This is a genomic window from Maribacter arcticus, from assembly GCF_900167935.1.
GTDB classification, from domain to species: Bacteria; Bacteroidota; Bacteroidia; order Flavobacteriales; family Flavobacteriaceae; genus Maribacter; species Maribacter arcticus.
The window spans coordinates 360985-380899 of the sequence record NZ_FUYL01000002.1 but is presented as its reverse complement, the minus strand read 5'-3'; the positions used below and the strand labels follow the sequence as shown (position 1 = coordinate 380899).

Genomic DNA, 19915 nt, shown 5'->3' with positions numbered 1-19915 from the left:
ATTTATATAAATCGTAAATTTAGAGTAATAATCAACAATTTTTATCATGATGAATATTCTTGTTCCAATAGGGACCTCCACAAATGCGACCGAAACATTACAATATGCAGTAGATTTTGCAGAAGCCTTTGGTTCGGAAATTTATGTAATGGAGGTTTTCAACGTAACCGGAAAAACGGGTACGTTAACCAATGTAACTCAAAAAATCGCTGACAGTGGAAAAGAACGATTGAAAGAAATTATAGGAAAAGTTAACACAAAACAAGTATCTATAAAAATTGCAAGCTTTAATGGTGAGCTAAAAGACGGACTAAAAGAAATTGATAAAGAAATAGGTCTTGATCTAATTATTTTAGCGCCAAGAAGTAATGATATTCAAGAAGAGTATTATTTAGGACAAACCTCTGGGGCAATTATTAAAGAGACCAATATACCTACATTGATAGTGCCGAAAGGAACAACGTATAAGGCATTCAGTACTATTTTGGTAGCTTTTAAATCGGGTATACTTAAGAGAAAGAGAATTCTTGATCCATTAATTGAAATTAAGAATAAGCACAAGTCGAAGGTGAATCTTTTAATGGTGAAAACACCGGGATATTCAGACGATGACTTAAAGATAAATACGGCTTTAATGGATATCAGTTCTCAGTTGACATTTACCGAAAACCCAACGACGTACCATGGTGTTTTAGAGCACTTTCAAGCAGAACACCCAGATTTGTTATGTGTATTTAGAAGAAAACGTGGCTTTTTCAAGAAGTTATGGGAGAAGAGTACAATTTCTAAATCTGAATTCTATGCGCCCATACCAGTATTAGTGCTAAGTGTAAAGAAAGATTAAGTAGTACTTTGATACGATGCTAAAATGTATTTCCTTTGATCCACTCTAAAAAGCGGGGGATTAGCTCAGTTGGCTAGAGCGCTTGCCTGGCAGGCAAGAGGTCACCGGTTCGAATCCGGTATTCTCCACCATATTATATAGGGCTTCAAGAGTTTTTGACTTTTGAAGCTTTTTTCATTTGTACAATTTTTGCAGGCAAAATAGGGGTAACATCAAATTTGATGTTATTCAAGTTAGATCCTTTCCAAAGATTACTCACTGCTTTCTTAAAAACAACAAAATTAAGTATGCACTTTAACCTTATAGTGTAGTACGGAACCATATACCTAATAATGGTTGTAGTAAGGAGAGCATCAATAAAAGAACAAGAATTTAACCCTTTTATAGATACTAGCATCCATGGTTTCAAATATGACTTAAGCAACCATTTTTAGGAAAATCAGTTTTCCATGATGCATCACTTAAAATCAATGTATTACCATTGAAACAAAATATATAACATTCATACATTTATCTGGTATATTTGGTTTTCAATGAACTGATATTTTTCTATTTAGTTAAAAAGGATGTTTAAAAATGCGGGATAAATCGACTCTTCAGGAATTAGAAGAACAAATTGTTGAACTAAAGATGCAAAATGAAATTTTGCGATTACATTCTTCATTTCAAAACAAGGAAGAAATAGAAAACCATACCCAAACTATCCTTAATAATATGGGGGATGCTGTTTTTGTAAAAGATGACCAAAGTAGGTTACTCATTGTCAACGATGCTTTTTGTGAACTTTTTAATCTTCCACGGGCCAATATAATTGGCAAAACGCTTGCCAAGGATGTTTCCCCTGAGGAGCGGGAAAGTTTTTTAAAAATAGATCAGCAGATCCTTTCCGATGGATTGGAAAATATAAATGAGGAGTCACTTACCGTAAGAGGAGGCGAAACCTTAATAATTTCTACCCGCAAGTCGCGGTTTATAGATTCTAATGGGGAAAAGTTTCTTGTTGGGGTAATTCGTGATATTACCGACTATAAAAAAGCAGAATTGGCCTTAAAGGAAAGCGAGGCTCAATTTAGAGAACTAAATGTTACCAAAGACAAACTATTTTCTATAATCGGTCATGATTTAAGGGGACCATTTATTAATATTTTGTCATTATCGGAACTTTTAATTGAAAACACGAAGGAGGTTGATGTCGAAGGCGCTGACCAGTATTTGGATATGATTAATGCAACGGCCAAAAGCGCTCTTACCTTACTTGATAATTTATTACGTTGGGCAAAATCGCAAACGGGACAGGTAAATTATACATCAAAAAAAATAGGGCTGACATCTATGATCCATGAAGTCTTGGAACAATCAAATTCCATTGCAAAAACTAAGGATATTACTTTAAAGAAGGTTAAATCAGATGATATTGAAATGTATCTGGATGAGGAAATGTTCAAAACAATTTTACGGAATCTTATTTCAAATGCAATCAAATTCACAAAACCAGGAGGTAAAATACAGGTTTACGTTGCTTCAAAACAAAATCAAGTAGAAATTACGATTTCAGATAATGGGATCGGGATAGCAGAAGAAACACGTAAAAAGCTATTTGGTATATCTTCAAATATTTCCTCTCTTGGTACGGCCAATGAAAAAGGGTCTGGCTTTGGATTATTCCTTTGCAAAGAAATTGTGGAAAAGCTGGGCGGGAACATTTGGGTCGAAAGTCAGGTAGGAAAAGGAAGTGATTTCAAATTCACGTTACCTTTGAATAATTCAATGGTAAATCCCGCTAAAATTGTATAGCGCAATAATTGGGTTTATTTCTAAAATTTTGGCGTTAATTGCCTCTTTTGTCATTAGTTGAATTCAACAACATACATGTCACTAGATGTATCTTTAAAGGACGTTTTGTTTTTGTCCATTCGTATTTCAGAACACTTTAATTATATTAGGGGACAAACTATCTGCTTATGCCTAACTATAACCTGAACATCAATAATATTCAAAAAAGCGTAGATACAGACACCGATACACCGTTATTGTATGTCCTAAGGGATTACCTTGAGCTCAATGGCCCTAAGTTTGGGTGTGGCCTAGCGCAGTGCGGATCGTGTATGGTGTTGATAAATGGCCGTGCTACCACAACATGTATGTTGCCTGTTTCCAGTATTGGGCAATCTAAAATCACCACTTTGGAAGGTCTTACAGGAACTACCGGTAAACTGCATGCGGTTCAGGAGGCTTTTGTGAAGGAACAAGCCGCGCAGTGTGGGTATTGTTTAAATGGTATGGTGATGGCAGCTGTAGGTTTGTTGAACAAAAATCCAAGTCCCAACGAATTGGAGATAAAAAAAGCCTTGGAGCTAAACTTATGCCGTTGTGGTGCTCATAGCAGAATTGTGCGTGCCGTCAAAATCGCTGCAAACTCTTTTAAATAATCATGAATGACAAATTTTCCAAGTGAATCTAGAAGAAGGTTTTTCAAAGACCTAGGTTATGTAAGTATTGGTTTTACGTTGTTCAGCAGTTGTTTGGGTGAAGAAGACCAGATAATGGCGGAAAGAGTTCCATACAATGATACCCTTCCGGGTAGTATGAGAAGGGAAAACCATGTGAATGCTTGGTTACAGGTACTGGAGGATGGCAATATTCGTGTATTATCGGGAAAGGTAGAATTAGGACAGGGTATTCGAATAGCCATCCGTCAGGTGGCGGCAGAAGAGCTGGATATGGATTTGGATAAGGTTGAAATCCACCTAGCGGAGACCGGGGTTACCCCTAATGAAGGTTACACGGGCGCTAGTGCGTCGATTCAAAACAGCGCGATGTCCGTTCGCTATGCCGCTGCCACGGCTCGCATGGAACTACTGGAACTCGCAAGTAAAAAGCTTGACATCAAGGTAGATGAACTCTTACTGTATAATGGCCGTGTAAAGGTAAGGGGCAGCAATAAGTACCTTACATTCCCCGAAATTCTTGAAGGCGTTCAACTTGAAAGAGAAATAACTACCCCCATCCAACTTAAAAAGAAGACCGAATACCGTTATGTTGGAAAAGCTATCCCAAGACCGGATATTGAAAAAATGGTTCAGGCGGAAGCTACCTATATTCAGGACTTACGTTTCCCAGATATGGTGCATGCTAGGGTAGTTCGGCCCACTGGATATGAATCCAAACTAGTACAAATTAATGCGTCAGGATTAAAAGCGGAGGTATCCGGGGTGCTTAAAATAGTGGTCCTAGGTAGTTTTGTAGGGGTCATTGCCCAAAGGGAATATCAAGCCATAAAGGCCGAAAAGCACCTTAAAAAGCATACCCAGTGGACAACCGTTGCGCCTTTTCCCGAAACAGAAAATTTGTTTACCCGTATTAAAAAGATTGCCAATAAGCCAGAGACGATTAGGAACGAAGGTGATTTTGAAACGGAAACAATACATACGCAAATAATTAAATCTACCTATACCAAACCTTACCTTATGCATGGTTCTATGGGGCCGGCTTGTGCCATAGCAATGTTCAATGGGGAGGTATTACAGGTATGGTCTCATAGTCAGGGCATATATCCTTTGAGAGATGCATTAGCATCAATGCTAGAAATGGATCTTGACAAGATCCATATAATTAGTGTTCCCGGGGCCGGATGTTATGGCCATAGCACAGCGGATGATGCTGCGACCGATGCAGCACTTTTGGCAATAGAGTATCCAAAAAGACATGTGAGAGTACAATGGTCCAGACATGATGAACAATCTTGGGATCCTTATGGCCCGGCAATGATTATTGATTTAGCGGCAAGTCTGGACAGGAATGGAAGAATAAATTCATGGAAATCAGAGGTATGGACAGACTCGCACAGTACACGGCCTAATAGTGACGCGGGGACTATATTGGCTGCCCGGTATTTAGAAAAACCTTTTCAAATGAAATCTCGAGGATTTTTAGCCGGGGGTCATAGAAACGCGGATCCATATTACCGCATTCCGCACTTAATGCTGAAGGCACATTATTATGATGGCCCGTTAAGAGTTTCCTCTTTGCGTAGTTTAGGATCCTTTGCGAATATTTTTGCTGTGGAGTCATTTATGGATGAATTGGCGGAGAAAGCAGGAAAAGATCCCTTGGAATTTCGTTTGGAACATTTGGATGACGATAGGGGCATTGCAGTTATTAAAAAAGTAATGGAATTGACCGCTTCGTTAAAAAGTAAAGATGGTGAGGGAATTGGCTTTGCCTTTATGAGATACAAAAACACAGATGCCTATGCCGCAGTTGCTGCTCATGTGTCTGTGGATAAGGAAAATGGTAAAGTTCGGGTTTTGAAACTATGGGCAGCTGTTGATGTGGGGGAAGTAATCAATTTGGATGGTATCATCAATCAAACCGAAGGCGGCATGATCCAAGCGGCTAGCTGGACATTAAAAGAGCAGGTGACTTTCAACCCCCATGAAGTGACCAGTACAGATTGGATAACATATCCTATTTTACGTCATTCAGAAATTCCGGAGGTAGAAGTGGCTATAATTGACCGCCCAAACGAGCCTGTATCAGGTGCTGGGGAAGTTCCTATGCCCCCAACTAGTGCTGCAATTGCGAATGCAGTTTATAGGGCATGCGGCACTCGAGTGTATGATTTGCCGATACGAATACATAAAAAATAGTAACCTCAATACAACTGGGAAAGGTTACCATAATAAAAAGTTGCCCTAGATTTGAGATACCATTTAATTTCTCGGTAAAATACACTCTTTTTAGGGTATTGGAATAGGTGTATTTTTTAGTCAACAGTTTAAATACATTACACAACATATATTCTGGTCATTGTAGGAATAATCATAGTTTTATAGCAACGAAAAGAATGCTATTTACCAATGAAAGCATATATAACCTTAATTACAATTTTTATCTTTGGGGCAGCGGTTTTAAACGCCCAACAAGCCGGGGATTTTAGATCGATAGCTTCTGGAAACTGGACAAGTGTTGGTATTTGGGAGACCTATAATGGCACCACTTGGGGTGCGGCAACATCGTATCCTGGCCAGCTTACTGGCACTAATGACGTCTTTATTATTGGCGGTAATTCAGTCTCTATTTCTTCCACTATTTTAAATACCATAAATTCTATACTTATAGGCGACGGTACGGCGGCCTTGGATAATTTTTATGTAAGTGGAACATCAAGCCTTAATACACAACTTGTTACTATTGCAAATGGGGGGGCATGCAGAATGGATTTCCAATGTAAGTTTATCGCTTCCGGCAGGAGCTTCATTCCAGATTAATCCTGGGGGAGAACTTGCAACGGATAGACCGTGTAGTGCTTCAAAAAGATTGATTATAGGGGCCACTGTTTATTCTACCTGTAACGGGGGTGCAGGAGCTCAATATGATTTCACGGATTTAAATGAATCCGGGGGTTCTTTGTCGGTTTCGCCCACCTCAGATAGTCCAATTTGCGAAGGTGAAATCTTGAATTTGTATGCAAATCCATCCGGTACGGGTGCTACAGGCGCATCTTTTCTATGGACCGGGCCTAACGGATTTACCGCTACAACTTCTGATGCAACCGTTTCGGGTCTTGCTCAAGGGGATTATACCTATACGGTAACGATTACGGACTCCGCAGGAAATACAAATACTAAATCCGTAACGGCAATAGTTTTGGCTACACCGCAAATAACAAGTACAACTCCAGGTTCAAGAAATGGTTCTGGTACCGTTCTTTTAAACGCTATGGCCTCTTCAGGTGTACTCAATTGGTTTTCAAATGCTTCGGGAGGATCTAGCTTGGGCACAGGATTTACCTTTATGACACCCAGCATAAGTGCAACCACCACTTTTTATGTAGAAGCATCGGAAAATGGTTGTGTATCTGCTAGAGTTCCTGTCATGGCAACAATCAATGGTGTTACCGATGTCATAATTAATCCTAGAATAACCTATCGCGTTAAAATAAACTAGTAACGTAGGTATGCTTAGTAAGGCATAGCTATTCGTTTACTTTAGGGTCTTGTTTATTCTTACACGGAACACTTTAGAAAATTTTCAGGACTTAATTGAGATCAGCGGTATGGGTATCATCAATACTACTGATATCTATGGAAACCCCTGTGCCATAACGCTTGGTTAAATAGGTGAATTTTTCGCCCCATTTTATTTCTTGGGCTTTATAGGAAGACCGTGAATACACGGTTTGGGAAAAGGATTCGTCAAATGCCTTTATCATCACAATAAATTCTGCGTCTTTTATCAATACTTCTGAGGCAGAAAGTCCGTATAACGGACTTGATGGTGTTATAGGATGAACTATGGTCCACATGGTAGGAAAAAACACCACTTTGGTGCGCTCCAATTCCAACAAATGAAAATCCCTGAGGTCTGTAGTATCCCGTTTTAAAGAAAGGGTGACGGAAACTTCAACTTCCAATAACTGGTTGTTTTTAGGATTGACTACACGGAACATGAAACCATTTATTTCCTGATACGGCGCTATTACGGCATGGGTACTATATTTTATAGTGGCATAGGGTTTTGAAAACCTACCATACATTAAACCCGTAGCCAAAGCAAATAATAAAAGGCCTAATAGGGATTCAGTGGCTGCCACCATATTGGCTGCCAAATTCAATGGTGCAACTTGGCCGTATCCTAAGGTGGTGATGGTTTGTGCGCTAAAGAAAAAAGCTTCTGTAAATTGGTCAAGTGGAGTTGTTCCATGGATTCCGGTTAGATGCTCCATGCCAATAATCAAATATAGACTCGCGAATACAATATTGATGGTAAAATAGCCTAGAGCAAGGACGGTCAAAAATTTCAACCAAGACATAGAGACCAAGGAATGAAAGATATTAAGTTGTTCCAGAAAGGATACATTTTGTTTCCGTACATTAAAGGTGCCATCCTTATTTAGTGCGCGGTAACCTTCGGCTACCGTTTTAGTATCCAATCCTAAATCATTGTGATTGTGCTTATTCTTTGGCTTCATTACAACTCCAGTTTGCTCCGCTTACGTTTGTCATAATCCCAATAGTCTTCTAAATGATTCACTAAAGTTCTAAGCTCCTTGATATAAAATTTTTAGGCCTTTTCCTTGATTAATTTTTTACTTAGCTCCTCTAAAGACACACCTTTTGTTTCTGGCATCATAAAATGCACCCAGAGTAGTTGTAGCACCATCATAAAGGCAAAGAATAAGAATACGGTGCCTGCGCCTATCGTAGAAAATAAGAACGGCACAGCAGCTGGTATGGCCGCAGCCAAAATCCAGTGTACAGAGCATCCAAAAGCTTGTCCGCTTCCGCGTAAATGATTAGGAAATATTTCAGATATAAATACCCAAATAACACTTCCTTGTCCGATAGCATGAGCCGCTATAAATAAGAATAAGAAGATTGGCACAGCCATTCCTTGCCACTCAAAAAAGAAAGCGCACGCAACAAGAGATAGTGAAATAATATAGCCTATAGAGCCAATATACATTAATTGTTTACGGCCTAATCGGTCAATTAAATTAATACCTAATAATGTAAACAACATATTGGTTACACCAATACCTACACTGCTTAAAAGGGCAGTACTTTCTCCTAAACCAGCTTCTTCAAAAATACGTGGAGCATAGTATAAGAATGCGTTTATTCCAGATAGCTGATTAAAGAATGCAATAGAAAATGCTAGGATTAAGGGGAATCGATATTTTTTCATGAATATAGATTCACCGGTAACGTTGTTTTTATCGTCTTGCTGTATTAGAGATACAGCCTCATTTACATCTTGGTTTGGGTCGATAAGTAATAATACTTTTTTCGCTTCATCAATTCTCCCTTGGGTTATTAACCATCTTGGGCTCTTTGGAACGGTAAGGACAAATACAGTATAAATAATAGCAGGAATACCTTCAACTCCAACCATCCAACGCCATGCATTTTCACCTAATCCGCTAAGCATATAATTAGAAAGAAAGGCAATAAGAATACCGAATACTAAACTGAATTGATAAAAACCTACTAGTTTACCTCTCTTGTCAGCAGGTGAAATTTCAGAAATATATGCAGGTGCTGCGATGGTAGATACCCCTACACCAATACCACCAATAAATCTAAAGATAGCAAAGGTGATTGGGTCATTAGATAAAGCAGAACCTATAGCAGAAATACTAAAAAGGACCCCTATCCAAATTAGTGTATTTTTTCTACCGTATTTATTGGTTGGTATTCCGGCAAATAAAGCACCAAGAACGGTACCCCATAAAGCCCCAGAAATTACTACCCAACCATGAAATGAATCAGAACTGTGCCACAATGCTTGTAATTGTTTATCTGCACCGGATATTACTACGGTATCAAAACCAAATAAAAAACCTGCTAACGCTACAGTGATAGACCAAACTAATATTCTGTTCATTTCTAAAATTTATGTTAATGTTAAATATAATCAATCAAATTGATTAATTCTTGTTCTTATTCGACAACAATAAAATACTATAAATGGTAACTTGTATGTATAATTAAAAATACAACAATGAAAGATTTAAAAAATAAAGTGGCTTATATCACCGGAGGCACCAAAGGTATTGGTTTTGGTGTTGCTCAGGCATTATTGAGTCAGGGTATGAAAGTAGCCATAAGTGGACGGTCTCAAAAAAGTGTAGATGAAGCCTTAAAAGATTTCAACAATGTGTCTGTGTTGGGAATTGTTTCTGATGTAGCTAAAATGGCAGATGAAAAAAATGCCATTTCTAAAATTATGGAGAAATGGGGTCAGGTAGATGTTGTTTTGGCAAATGCCGGTGTAGGTAACTTTGCGCCAATTGATGAGATGACAGATGAGGAATGGCACCAAATGATAGATACCAACTTAAGTGGTGTTTTTCACTCCCTTAAAGCCTCTGTTGAAGCTTTAAAAAAATCTAAGGGATATTATATAACGTTGGCGAGTTTAGCGGGCACTAATTTTTTTGCAAACGGAGCTGGTTATAATGCATCTAAATTTGGGGTAGTTGGCTTTACCCAAGCAGCTATGTTAGACTTAAGAAAATATGATATTAAGGTGTCTACAATAATGCCCGGGTCTGTAGCGACACATTTTAATAATCATGAGCCAGATGAAACTGATGCATGGAAAATTCAACCAGAAGATATCGGACAATTGGTGGTAGATTTATTGAAAATGAACGAAAGAACATTACCAAGTAAGATAGAGATGAGGCCTACACGACCTGATAAAAAATAAAGTTAGACCTCTTTCTCTGTAAACGGAATTTCAGAATTACAAATTTCTGTAATCAATTGACCAAGTATCTGCTCGAAATCATGAATCACATTAGCGTCTATAATGTGATTTTTGACTCCTCGGGCAGATTCTTTTTGAGCAAAAAGCAATGTACCTTCCGCGAAATTTTTTAACGAGATAATTCCAGCTTGTATTGATAAGTTCTCTTTATTATATGTTTTAAAAAACATCAATCCGTAACAAAGTAGCTGAAAGGCTTTACTGTACTGATACTCCTCAGATAATATTTCCCAGTCCATTATTTCTACATTCCTTCTTTCTACCTTTCCTGTTTTGTAATCTATGATACGGGTAATACCATCAAACTCATCTACACGATCTAGTTTACCTTTTAACTTAATTGGAAAATCAAGTCCTTTTATTATAAGAGGAACTTCTAATGATTGTTCTAAAGCGATAATTTTTATTTCATGATCAGCAATGACTGCTATTTCAGCATCAATAAATGTTTGAATGTATTTAAGGATAACGTGAAATGAAATATAATTTTTACCAGAGCTTATATTCCCCTCTTTGTAAGTCTTTTCAAAGTTAAGTGAAACAATTCGTGGTATATTTTTTTTAATGCCATTTAAAAGCTCAACGGTAAGGTTGATTCCAACTAATGGAGTATAAAGTTCTTCTAAGCTGTCATGAACAATGGTGCCAAAAGTATTGGGAGCAAGGGTTTCCTCAACTTGTAAAACATCGTTAATATTCAGTAGGTTCTGTTTGTAAAAATCTATAGGGTTTCTAATATAGTTGCTTAAAGAACTAGGTGAAAAACCTTTTTTAGCCTTCTCTTGAATTAATGAAACTAAACTTTTTGTTTTAAAAATGGTTTCATTTTTTTTGGTAACTGTTTGTATTTGAGGAGTAGCAATATACTCTGTAATATCTGTTCTATTTTCATCAGTAAGAAGTTGTGTAATCAGTCTGCTTTTTTCGCCACCCTCTAAAGCATCAGGTTCCGTATTGTATAAAATATATACGTTCTTGGCTCTTTGTAGTAATCTGTAGAAATGGTAGGTATAAACCGCGTCTTTTTCTTTATATGTAGGTAGACCATTTTTAATTTTAAGGTCGAATGGGATGAATGAATTATTAGATTTACCTGAAGGTAATACACCTTCGTTAACTGAGGTTATGATAACAGTCTCAAAATTGAGTAGTCTACTTTCTAACATTCCCATAATTTGAATGCCTTCTATTGGGTTACCTTGAAAGTCTAAGGTTTCGGTACTTAAGAGTTGTTTAAATAGATGCTTGAAACTTTTGAGATTATTTATATAAGAAAAAGTAGCACATAAATCTTTTAGCTGATTAAATAGCGTATAAAATTTATAAAGCTGTTCTAGTAATAGCGCATTTTCTTTTACTATTTCTATTGTTCTAATCGATTGAACAAGTACTAGGAAGTTATCAATTAAGTAATTCGGATTGTTATTAGTATCCTTGAACAATAATGATACGGTAGCATTTGTTGGTATTAACTCTTCAATTTGTAAACTCGAGATATACGACCAGTTATTTGTTTTTATTTTGGTTATTAATGCTTCGGCTGAAACTTTATTTGCATCAAAAAGTAATACAGCATAAGAATGCGTGAGTAAGTTTAAAAGGTTTTTGTAAAACCACCCTTTCTCTGTTTTTTGCTCATGAAAGTCTATTAGATTCGTAAAAAAACTAGCTAATGGTGTTGATTCTAGTTTTTGGCCCATAGTAATATTGGTAGCCGAAATATTATCAGGAATTGAATTTAATAGCGGGTTTAATAATTCTTCATTACCTAATACTATAGCGGCATTACTGAGAGATTCTGGATGTTCATTCTGAATTTGGTAAAGTAAATTACCTACATAATTTACCTGTGATATGTTCTTTGGAACACCAATTATTTCAATATGTTTCTTAGTATTATAGTGATTGGTTAGTCCGTTAAGAGTTTTACCTTTAAGTACGTTCCAAGTATTTTGATAGTGTCTTATAAAATAACCAGCATCATGAATTGTGTCTTGTAAGAAGTAGGGGTCTATGTCCCAATAAATAGTTGCATCTGTTTTTTCGAGAATAGTTTGAATGAGGATGCTTTCAGCACTGTTTAAGGCATTGAAGCCAAGGAAAATATGCTTCTTGGTAATTTGAGCTATGTAGCTAGGTAATTGTACTACAGAAGTTCTGTATATAAGCCCTTGATGACCTATACCTTGTTTTGTTAAGTTGGCATTGAATTGATTATAGATTTCTTCTAAATATCTCCAGAAATGAAGATAATTTTCAATCATCTCCGATTTTTCTGCATTCAGAGACCAATGATTTACTTCTTGTATGGCCTCTATGTTTTTATATAGTGTGGATGCATCGACTAAATACCTATCTACTTCATTAAAATCTTGTAATAATATTTGGCCCCATTTTAGAAATGAATCAAACGATTCTTTTTCATAATCACCAACGCTTAAATAGGCGTTGTAAAGTTCAAAGAGTTGTGTGGTGGTATTTGCAGAAACTAAGTTGGAAACTTTTTCAATAAAGTCTTCAATGCTATAAATTTCAGGTGCAAGAACGGTTTTTGAAATTGTTTTGGAAAGTATTTTTTTTAGAAATACACCGGCACGTTTACTGGGTAAAATATAAATAACTTTACCAGTGTCTGGGTTTTTACTTATTACATCTCTGATTACGTCTTCTATAAAGCTCTGCATATAGTAAAAATAAAAAAGCTCCGCATATAGCGGAGCTTTTTTTTATTAAAAACACTTAGGTTATTCTAACTTATTTTACTAAGTTGATTTCTACCCTTCTGTTTTGAGTTCTACCAGCTCTTGTGTTATTGGTAGCCATTGGCTTAGATTCACCATAACCAACTGCAGATAATCTAAACTCTTCTATTCCTTTGTCAACTAAGAATTCTTTTACAGAAAGAGCTCTTGACTCAGAAAGACTTTGATTTAATTTTTCGCTACCTACGCTGTCAGTATGACCTTCAACAGTAAACTTAGCGTTAGGGTATTCTTTAAGAATAGTGATAATGTCAACCATTACAGAAGTAGATTCAGCTTTGATTGAAGATTTACCAGTATCAAATAAGATAGTTCTAGCGTAATCGTTCAATTGTTTTTGAACTTCTTCAGTTACTTCAGGACAACCAGCGTTAGCTACTGTACCAGCAACATCAGGACATTGATCATCTTTGTCAAGTACACCGTCACCATCAGCATCAGCCCAAGGACAACCTTTGTTTTCAGCAGGACCAGCTTCAGAAGGACAAGCATCATCTTTATCAGCTACACCATCGCCATCAGCATCAGGACAACCAGCTAAAGCAGGAAGACCAGCTTCGTTAGGACAAGCATCATCTTTATCAGCTACACCATCGCCATCAGCATCAGGACAACCGTTCATTTCTTTAGAACCAGCTTCGTTAGGACAAGCATCTTTGCTATCTTCAATTCCATCGCCATCAGCATCAGGACAACCGTTGAATGCTTCAAGACCAGCAACTTCTGGACAAGCATCATCTTTATCGTAGATACCATCACCATCAGTATCAGTACCACCAAATTTAACTGAAATACCAGCTAAGTGTTGGAAATGTTTTACACCGTAATCTTCAAAAGCATGCTTGTAAGAAGATTGTAATGTAAGACCTAAGTTCTCTGTAAACCAAATGTTAAGTCCAAGACCACCATTTACAGTTCCAGCTCCGATTTCATCAACCCAAGTATAACCACCACCAATCTCAATAAAAGGATCAATAACAGTAGTTCTTTTGATTAAATCATATTTTATTGTACCATCTAAAGCATAATAAGAGAAATCATCAACGCTAACATCACCTAATTTGCTGATTTTGTTAAGAGATCCTCTTGCTCCAATAGAGAAGCCGTCACCAACACTCTTCGAAACTCCTACATAAGAGATAGAAGGTAAAATATTCCAGTGATCGTTCACATTAACGAATTCATTACCAAAAGAACTTACATCCCCAGTAGGATATACGTCAACGGCATTAACCCCGAACTGTACTTGCCAAGGATTATTCTCGTCTTGCGCTTGTATGCTGTTGATACCTACGACAAGTAGGGCAGCAACCATTAATTTGCTAAGATGTTTCATTTTCAAATTTTTAAGTTTAAGTGTTTATTAGCTACAAATGTAACTTGTTAAATATTATTAACAAAATCAATTTCCTATTTTTTTAACGCATTTAATAGATTAAAAAGCGCATTTAAACGATTTTCAGTTCTTTGCCAACTTCAGTAAAGGCCTTAATCGCTGTGTCTATATGCGCCTTTGAATGGGCTGCTGATAGTTGAACTCTTATTCGTGCTTTCCCTTTTGGTACTACAGGATAGAAAAAACCGATAACATATATGCCTCTTTCAAGTAACTTATTTGCCATTTGTTGTGATAATTTGGCATCATAAAGCATTACAGGAACTATTGCTGAGTCTCCATCGACGATATCGAAGCCTGCTTTTTTAATTCCTTTTTTAAAGTATTCTGTATTTTCTTGTAGTTTATCGCGTAAAGAAGTATCGTTTTCTAACATATCAAACACCTTAATAGATGCTCCAACTATAGCTGGGGCCAAAGAGTTTGAAAATAAATACGGTCTAGAACGTTGTCTCAGTAGCGTAATGATTTCTTTTTTACCAGTGGTGTAACCACCCATCGCCCCACCTAATGCCTTGCCTAAGGTGCCGGTTATAATGTCTATTCTACCCATAACACCTTTTTCTTCTAAGGTGCCTTTTCCTTTATCACCAATAAAACCTGCTGCATGGCATTCATCTATCATTACTAATGCGTCGTACTTATCGGCTAAATCACAGATTTTATCTAAAGGGGCTACAATACCATCCATAGAGAATACACCGTCAGTTACGATGATTTTAAATCTAGCTCCGTCTTCATTTGCTTTCTTAAGTTGCTCCTCAAGGTCATTCATATCACTATTTGCATATCGATATCGTTTAGCTTTACATAATCGTACACCATCTATTATAGAAGCATGGTTTAAAGAGTCTGAAATTATTGCATCTTCAGCAGATAGTAATGGCTCAAAAACACCTCCATTTGCATCAAATGCCGCTGCATATAATATAGTGTCTTCTGTTTCGTAGAAATGAGCTATTTTTTCCTCAAGGGTTTTGTGAATATCCTGTGTGCCACAAATAAATCTTACTGAAGACATTCCAAAACCATGGGTGTCCATAGCATCTTTAGCTGCTTGAATAACATCTGGATGAGATGAAAGCCCTAAGTAGTTATTGGCGCAAAAGTTAATAACCTCTTGCCCTGTGTTAATTTTAATAACTGCATCTTGTGGCGAAACTATTATTCTTTCTTCCTTAAAAAGGCCATCATTTTTAATGGATTCAATTTCTTGCTGTAAGTGTTCTTTTATTTTTCCGTACATATTTATATATATTCTAATTGTATTTCTGTATTAATATACACAATGATTTTGTGGTCAATTATATAGCCCATATTTGAAAAGTTTTCGGCATAGGTATTCAATTGATTGCGATATTTAGCATTACGTTCACCCGTTTTGTAATCAATTATGGTAGCGTGGTTCCCTTTAAGAACAACCCTGTCTGGTCTTTGTATGGTGCCATTAGCCATTAATATATCTCGTTCGTTTAAAACTTCAAAACCAGTTTCGTAAAAATGACTTAAATCTTGATGATAAATAACGCTTTTAACGATTGCTTTTATTTCTTCCTTTTCCTGCTCTTTAATGAAACCTTTTTGAATGGCCATTTGAAGAGCTCTTTCTAAATCAGCCGTTGTGTAAATAGCTCCTAATATCGTATGAATCACATTACCTTGATTAATAGCAATGTCTAAACCTTCATCCCATAAAACACCGGCTAAAGCTAAAATTTTGAAATCAGGTCGATCTTTGTTGGTGTATATATAAGGTACATTTTTTTGAATAATGTTTGGGGTGCGTTTTGTTTCAACACTTTTTAGTTCACCAAAATCATATTCCAATTTGCCTTGTGTGTATAAGCCTTTGTTCTTTAAAAAATGAATAAACAAGCCTGAATAATAGTTTGGATTATGGTCACCTTTTTTATCAAGATTATTTGAACTTATAATGAATAATGCATTTACCGCTCTTGTGAGTACTACATATAATAGATTAAAAGTGTCTAGCTGTAGTTTTTGATGATCAAGGTCGTATAGCAGTGATTCAAACTCACCATACTCTCGTACTTCTTGTTTTTTATTAATCAATACTTCTGAAAACCCAAGAAATTCTTCTTTATCTACCGGAAGCCATAATTTCGGATCAATTTCTTCAAATACATTAGAATTGGCGTACGGGAATATGACCACAGGAAATTCCAATCCTTTGGATTTATGAATGGTCATAATCTGTACAGAATCTAAATTTTCTGGAGTACTTATACTTGACGAATTTCCTTTTTTATCCCAATAGTCCAAAAACGATTGCATATCTGAACCATATTTTTGCTCAACATCAAAAACTAAATCCATAAATGCAGAAAGATGTGCGTCTGAATTAGGAATGAGGTTAAAGATTTTAATTGCATAAGCTAGGCCGTCAAAAACCGAGGCCTGTCTCAATTTTGAGGCATCAAAGCCATATTCCTCAAATAAGTGGGTGTCGAGGTGGTTTAAATTTTCAAAAATATATGCGTGCCTATCTTCTTTTTCTTCTGATAAAAAATTTAGTATTTCAAATTGAATCTCTAGCTCAGTTGGCTGAACCATGTATCGTATTAATTGAACCAGAAAAATGGCTTTAGGGCTACCACTTAATAATAAAGAATCTGAAGAAACTACGGGTATTTTATTTTGCATCAGAAAATTGGCTAGTAATAAGCCGTGTTTCTTTTTTCTTATAATAATACAGATATCACTATAGGTATACCCTTGTAATAAGCATTTGTTGATAGCTGTTAAGGTTTCTAAAGCATATTGCTCGTCACTCTCTTCTTCTAATAATAATAGGTTGACATACCCACCATCTTTTTGGTTTACTTCTTGCTGATTGCCAATTTTAAAAAACTCTTGATACATTGTGTTTTCTAAAAACGGACTAATACTTTGAAAAAAGCTATTGTTGAAATTTATGATTTCAGCGTAGCTTCTGTAGTTTTTGGGCAGGGTTACAAGCTCAGATTCTATGGTGAACGGGTGCTTCTGTTGTGTTGCTAATTCAATAAATTGTTCAGCCTTGCCACCACGCCATCTATAGATGGCTTGTTTAGGGTCGCCTACCAAGAATAATGATCCTGTATCACCAAGTTCATCTTCGCCTTCCATGGCATTACCGATTAATGGAATAAGGTTTTCCCATTGCATCTGCGAAGTGTCTTGAAATTCATCTATAAAATAGTGCTTGTATTTTTCACCTAGTCGTTCATAAATAAATGGTGCTGGCTGATCTTTAATCTCCTTGGCAATCAAGGTGTTGAATTCAGATATAGATAGCTGGTCTTTTTCTTCTTGAATAATTTTTAATTCTTTTTGAATGGCGTTTAATAATGCAAAAGGAACAATGTTTCTATTAATATTTTGTAGATAACTTGTTTTTTGAATAGTTGACTTTATTTCTTTTAATAATCGACTGAATTCAGAATGTAAACTATCAATAATTGACTTAATATTATCGGGGGTAGATTTATTATAAGGTTTTGAAGTATCAAAATTCTGATTCCATGCTGCAGAAAAGTTGGTAATAAATTCACCTCTAGAAATTTTCAAAATTAATTTTGGAAAATAGCCGCCGGTAAAATCGGTAAATTCAAGGTTATTGTTGGAAAATAGGTCTAAAATTGAATCAGCATTCTCTATTATTTCAAATTTATTTTTCCTAATTATATCTTGATTTTTATCTTTAAGTTTTAAGAAATCTCCAATTTCTACATCCTTTAAGTGCTTAAGATGCTCTGCGTTGTTTTCATCGAATATAAGCTTACCGATTTTTAATAGGTCAAAGCCAATATCCCAACTTCTATCATCTTCTATTTTTTCAAGAGCAAAATCTAAAAGCACTTTGGTAAATTCAGGGTCTTCACCTGCTTTTCCAATGACTCTTTCAACAGCCTCTTGTAATAGCAAATCAACATCTAATACGACTTCAAAATTTTGCGGAATTTTTAAGTCCTTCGCAAAGGTTCTTATAAGCCTATGTGTAAATTTATCAATGGTAGAAATATCAAAAAATGCGTAGTTGTGTAGTATTTGTTTTAATCTAAGTTTGCTTAAAGAGGGTAGGTCTTCAAAGGTAAACAGGGTCTCATTAATAATATCATTAAATAAGGGAGAAGCTTCTTTAGCAGATGTGGTTGTGGAAAACTCGTAAAGGCTATTTAAAATACGATGCTTCATCTCATTCACAGCTTTATTGGTAAATGTTATAGCTAATATTTTTCTAAAATTTTGAGGAGATGCTAGTATAATTTTCAAGTATACTTTAGCAAGGGCATAGGTTTTGCCGGATCCTGCTGAAGCATTATATATGGTAAAAGAATTACTAGACACTTATTTTTACTGCAAATTAAGGATTCCTATACAGTTCTTAACAAATTATTAGATGAATATAAATGTTAAAACTCGTAACTTTGAAAGACAATTAATATTAATTTAAAAACAAACAAATTATGGCTTTTCAACTACCGAATTTGCCTTACGCATATGATGCTCTTGAGCCTCATATTGATGCAAGGACAATGGAAATACATCATACAAAACATCATAACGGATATACTGCTAAGTTAAATGCCGCTATCGAAGGTACTGATCTTGAAGGAAAATCAATTGAAGATATTTTAACTGGTTTAGATATGAACAATGGAGCTGTTAGAAATAACGGTGGAGGTTTTTATAATCATTCTTTATTCTGGACAATTTTGTCACCAAATGGCGGAGGTAAGCCAAGTGGCGAATTGGCTAAGGCTATTGATAGTGCTTTTGGTTCTTTTGATGCTTTTAAGGATAAGTTCACTTCTGCAGCCGGAACTAGATTTGGTTCTGGTTGGGCATGGTTGTGTGTTCATAAAGGTGGTAAAGTAGAAGTATGTTCTACACCTAATCAAGATAACTCACTTATGCCTGGTGTAGGTTGTGGTGGTCACCCTATTTTAGGTTTAGATGTATGGGAACATGCTTACTACCTAAATTATCAAAATAGAAGACCTGATTATATTGAAGCATTTTTCAATATCATTAATTGGGATGAAGTGTCAAAACTTTACGCTAGTAATAAATAATCTATAGAAGGCAAGTGCCTTATGGACTTTGTAAGAAACCGCTTAAGAAATAATCTTAGGTGGTTTTTTTTGGCTTAAAATAGAAAAGGGCGGAGAAGTCTCCACCCTTTTCGTCCCAAATCTTACCATAAACTTAACCTACTTATGCTATGGCGGGACTAAATTACTGGTATTGAGTAAATAAAAAAAGAAATTTTAAGAAAAAAAACAACTTTTATTTAGTAAAAGTTGAATTTCAGGTGGTTATTTGGATAGCTTATGAGTAGGTAGATAACCCGATTGGTATAAAATAAAAAGACGGAGCATAGCCCCGTCTTTTTCCCCAAATCTTACCATGAACTTAACCTACTTATGCTATGGTCTTCCAAATATATAGGTAGTTGATGTTTTATAGCAAGCTTTCCGTTGAACTTCCTGAACAATGGTTGTAATACATTATGGTTGCTTCTAAATTTTTTTTAGGTAAAAGGAAGCTAATTAGACGTAAAATAAAAAGACGGAGCATAGCCCCGTCTTTTCCCCAAATCTTACCATGAACTTAACCTACTTATGCTATGGT

14 protein-coding genes and 1 tRNA gene are annotated in these 19915 nt (G+C 36.0%); 9 read left to right on the top strand and 6 right to left on the bottom strand.

The annotated features are described in order from the left end of the window. Positions 1–46: 46 nt before the first annotated feature. The 7 genes from B5X55_RS04505 (at position 47) to B5X55_RS04470 (ending at position 6793) form a co-directional block, all read left to right on the top strand. Positions 47–844, top strand: coding sequence for a universal stress protein (locus tag B5X55_RS04505; protein ID WP_079511410.1), 798 nt, complete (start codon positions 47–49; stop codon positions 842–844). 54 nt (positions 845–898) lie between these two features. Beyond that, positions 899–975: transfer RNA gene (locus tag B5X55_RS04500), tRNA-Ala, on the top strand. Positions 976–1420: 445 nt separating this feature from the next. Beyond that, complete coding sequence (locus tag B5X55_RS04490; protein WP_079511408.1) at positions 1421–2638, top strand: PAS domain-containing sensor histidine kinase; 1218 nt, start codon at positions 1421–1423, stop codon at positions 2636–2638. A gap of 167 nt (positions 2639–2805) precedes the next feature. Further along, positions 2806–3273 carry a (2Fe-2S)-binding protein gene (locus B5X55_RS04485; RefSeq protein ID WP_079511407.1) on the top strand — a complete coding sequence of 156 codons (468 nt, stop codon included), beginning with the start codon at positions 2806–2808 and terminating at the stop codon, positions 3271–3273. 6 nt (positions 3274–3279) lie between these two features. Next, positions 3280–5493 carry a xanthine dehydrogenase family protein molybdopterin-binding subunit gene (locus B5X55_RS04480; RefSeq protein ID WP_079511406.1) on the top strand — a complete coding sequence of 738 codons (2214 nt, stop codon included), beginning with the start codon at positions 3280–3282 and terminating at the stop codon, positions 5491–5493. A 210-nt stretch (positions 5494–5703) separates the two neighbouring features. Further along, entirely contained in the window at positions 5704–6114 is a 411-nt protein-coding gene (locus B5X55_RS04475) for a hypothetical protein (protein WP_079511405.1), read from the top strand. Beyond that, positions 6044–6793, top strand: a complete 750-nt coding sequence (locus B5X55_RS04470) for an Ig-like domain-containing protein (RefSeq protein WP_143814400.1) — start codon at positions 6044–6046, stop codon at positions 6791–6793. The genes B5X55_RS04475 and B5X55_RS04470 overlap by 71 nt, the downstream gene beginning before the upstream one ends. Positions 6794–6884: 91 nt before the next feature. Here B5X55_RS04470 and B5X55_RS04465 read toward each other — a convergent pair whose 3' ends face one another. Next, positions 6885–7817, bottom strand: a complete 933-nt coding sequence (locus tag B5X55_RS04465) for an ion channel (RefSeq protein WP_079511403.1) — start codon at positions 7815–7817, stop codon at positions 6885–6887. Between the two features lie 92 nt (positions 7818–7909). After that, positions 7910–9232, bottom strand: a complete 1323-nt coding sequence (locus tag B5X55_RS04460) for a sugar porter family MFS transporter (protein ID WP_079511402.1) — start codon at positions 9230–9232, stop codon at positions 7910–7912. A gap of 117 nt (positions 9233–9349) precedes the next feature. Between B5X55_RS04460 and B5X55_RS04455 the strand changes: the two genes are divergently transcribed. Beyond that, on the top strand, positions 9350–10060 hold the full coding sequence (locus tag B5X55_RS04455) for an SDR family oxidoreductase (protein ID WP_079511401.1): 711 nt from the start codon (positions 9350–9352) through the stop codon (positions 10058–10060). A gap of 2 nt (positions 10061–10062) precedes the next feature. On the opposite strand, the gene B5X55_RS04450 is transcribed toward B5X55_RS04455, so the two are convergent. From B5X55_RS04450 to B5X55_RS04435, 4 genes are all read right to left on the bottom strand, one after another. Next, a complete protein-coding gene (locus tag B5X55_RS04450; protein WP_079511400.1) occupies positions 10063–12804 on the bottom strand; it encodes a PD-(D/E)XK nuclease family protein in 2742 nt (913 codons plus the stop codon). Positions 12805–12874: 70 nt separating this feature from the next. Then, positions 12875–14218 carry an OmpA family protein gene (locus B5X55_RS04445; RefSeq protein ID WP_079511399.1) on the bottom strand — a complete coding sequence of 448 codons (1344 nt, stop codon included), beginning with the start codon at positions 14216–14218 and terminating at the stop codon, positions 12875–12877. A gap of 112 nt (positions 14219–14330) precedes the next feature. After that, positions 14331–15524 carry a glycine C-acetyltransferase gene (gene kbl, locus B5X55_RS04440; protein ID WP_079511398.1) on the bottom strand — a complete coding sequence of 398 codons (1194 nt, stop codon included), beginning with the start codon at positions 15522–15524 and terminating at the stop codon, positions 14331–14333. Positions 15525–15526: 2 nt separating this feature from the next. Continuing rightward, positions 15527–18628, bottom strand: a complete 3102-nt coding sequence (locus tag B5X55_RS04435; RefSeq protein WP_079511397.1) for a UvrD-helicase domain-containing protein — start codon at positions 18626–18628, stop codon at positions 15527–15529. A gap of 119 nt (positions 18629–18747) precedes the next feature. Between B5X55_RS04435 and B5X55_RS04430 the strand changes: the two genes are divergently transcribed. Continuing rightward, the gene (locus tag B5X55_RS04430; protein WP_079511396.1) at positions 18748–19356 is read left to right on the top strand and encodes a superoxide dismutase; all 609 of its coding nucleotides are present in this window, start codon (positions 18748–18750) and stop codon (positions 19354–19356) included. The last annotated feature ends 559 nt before the right edge of the window (positions 19357–19915 follow it).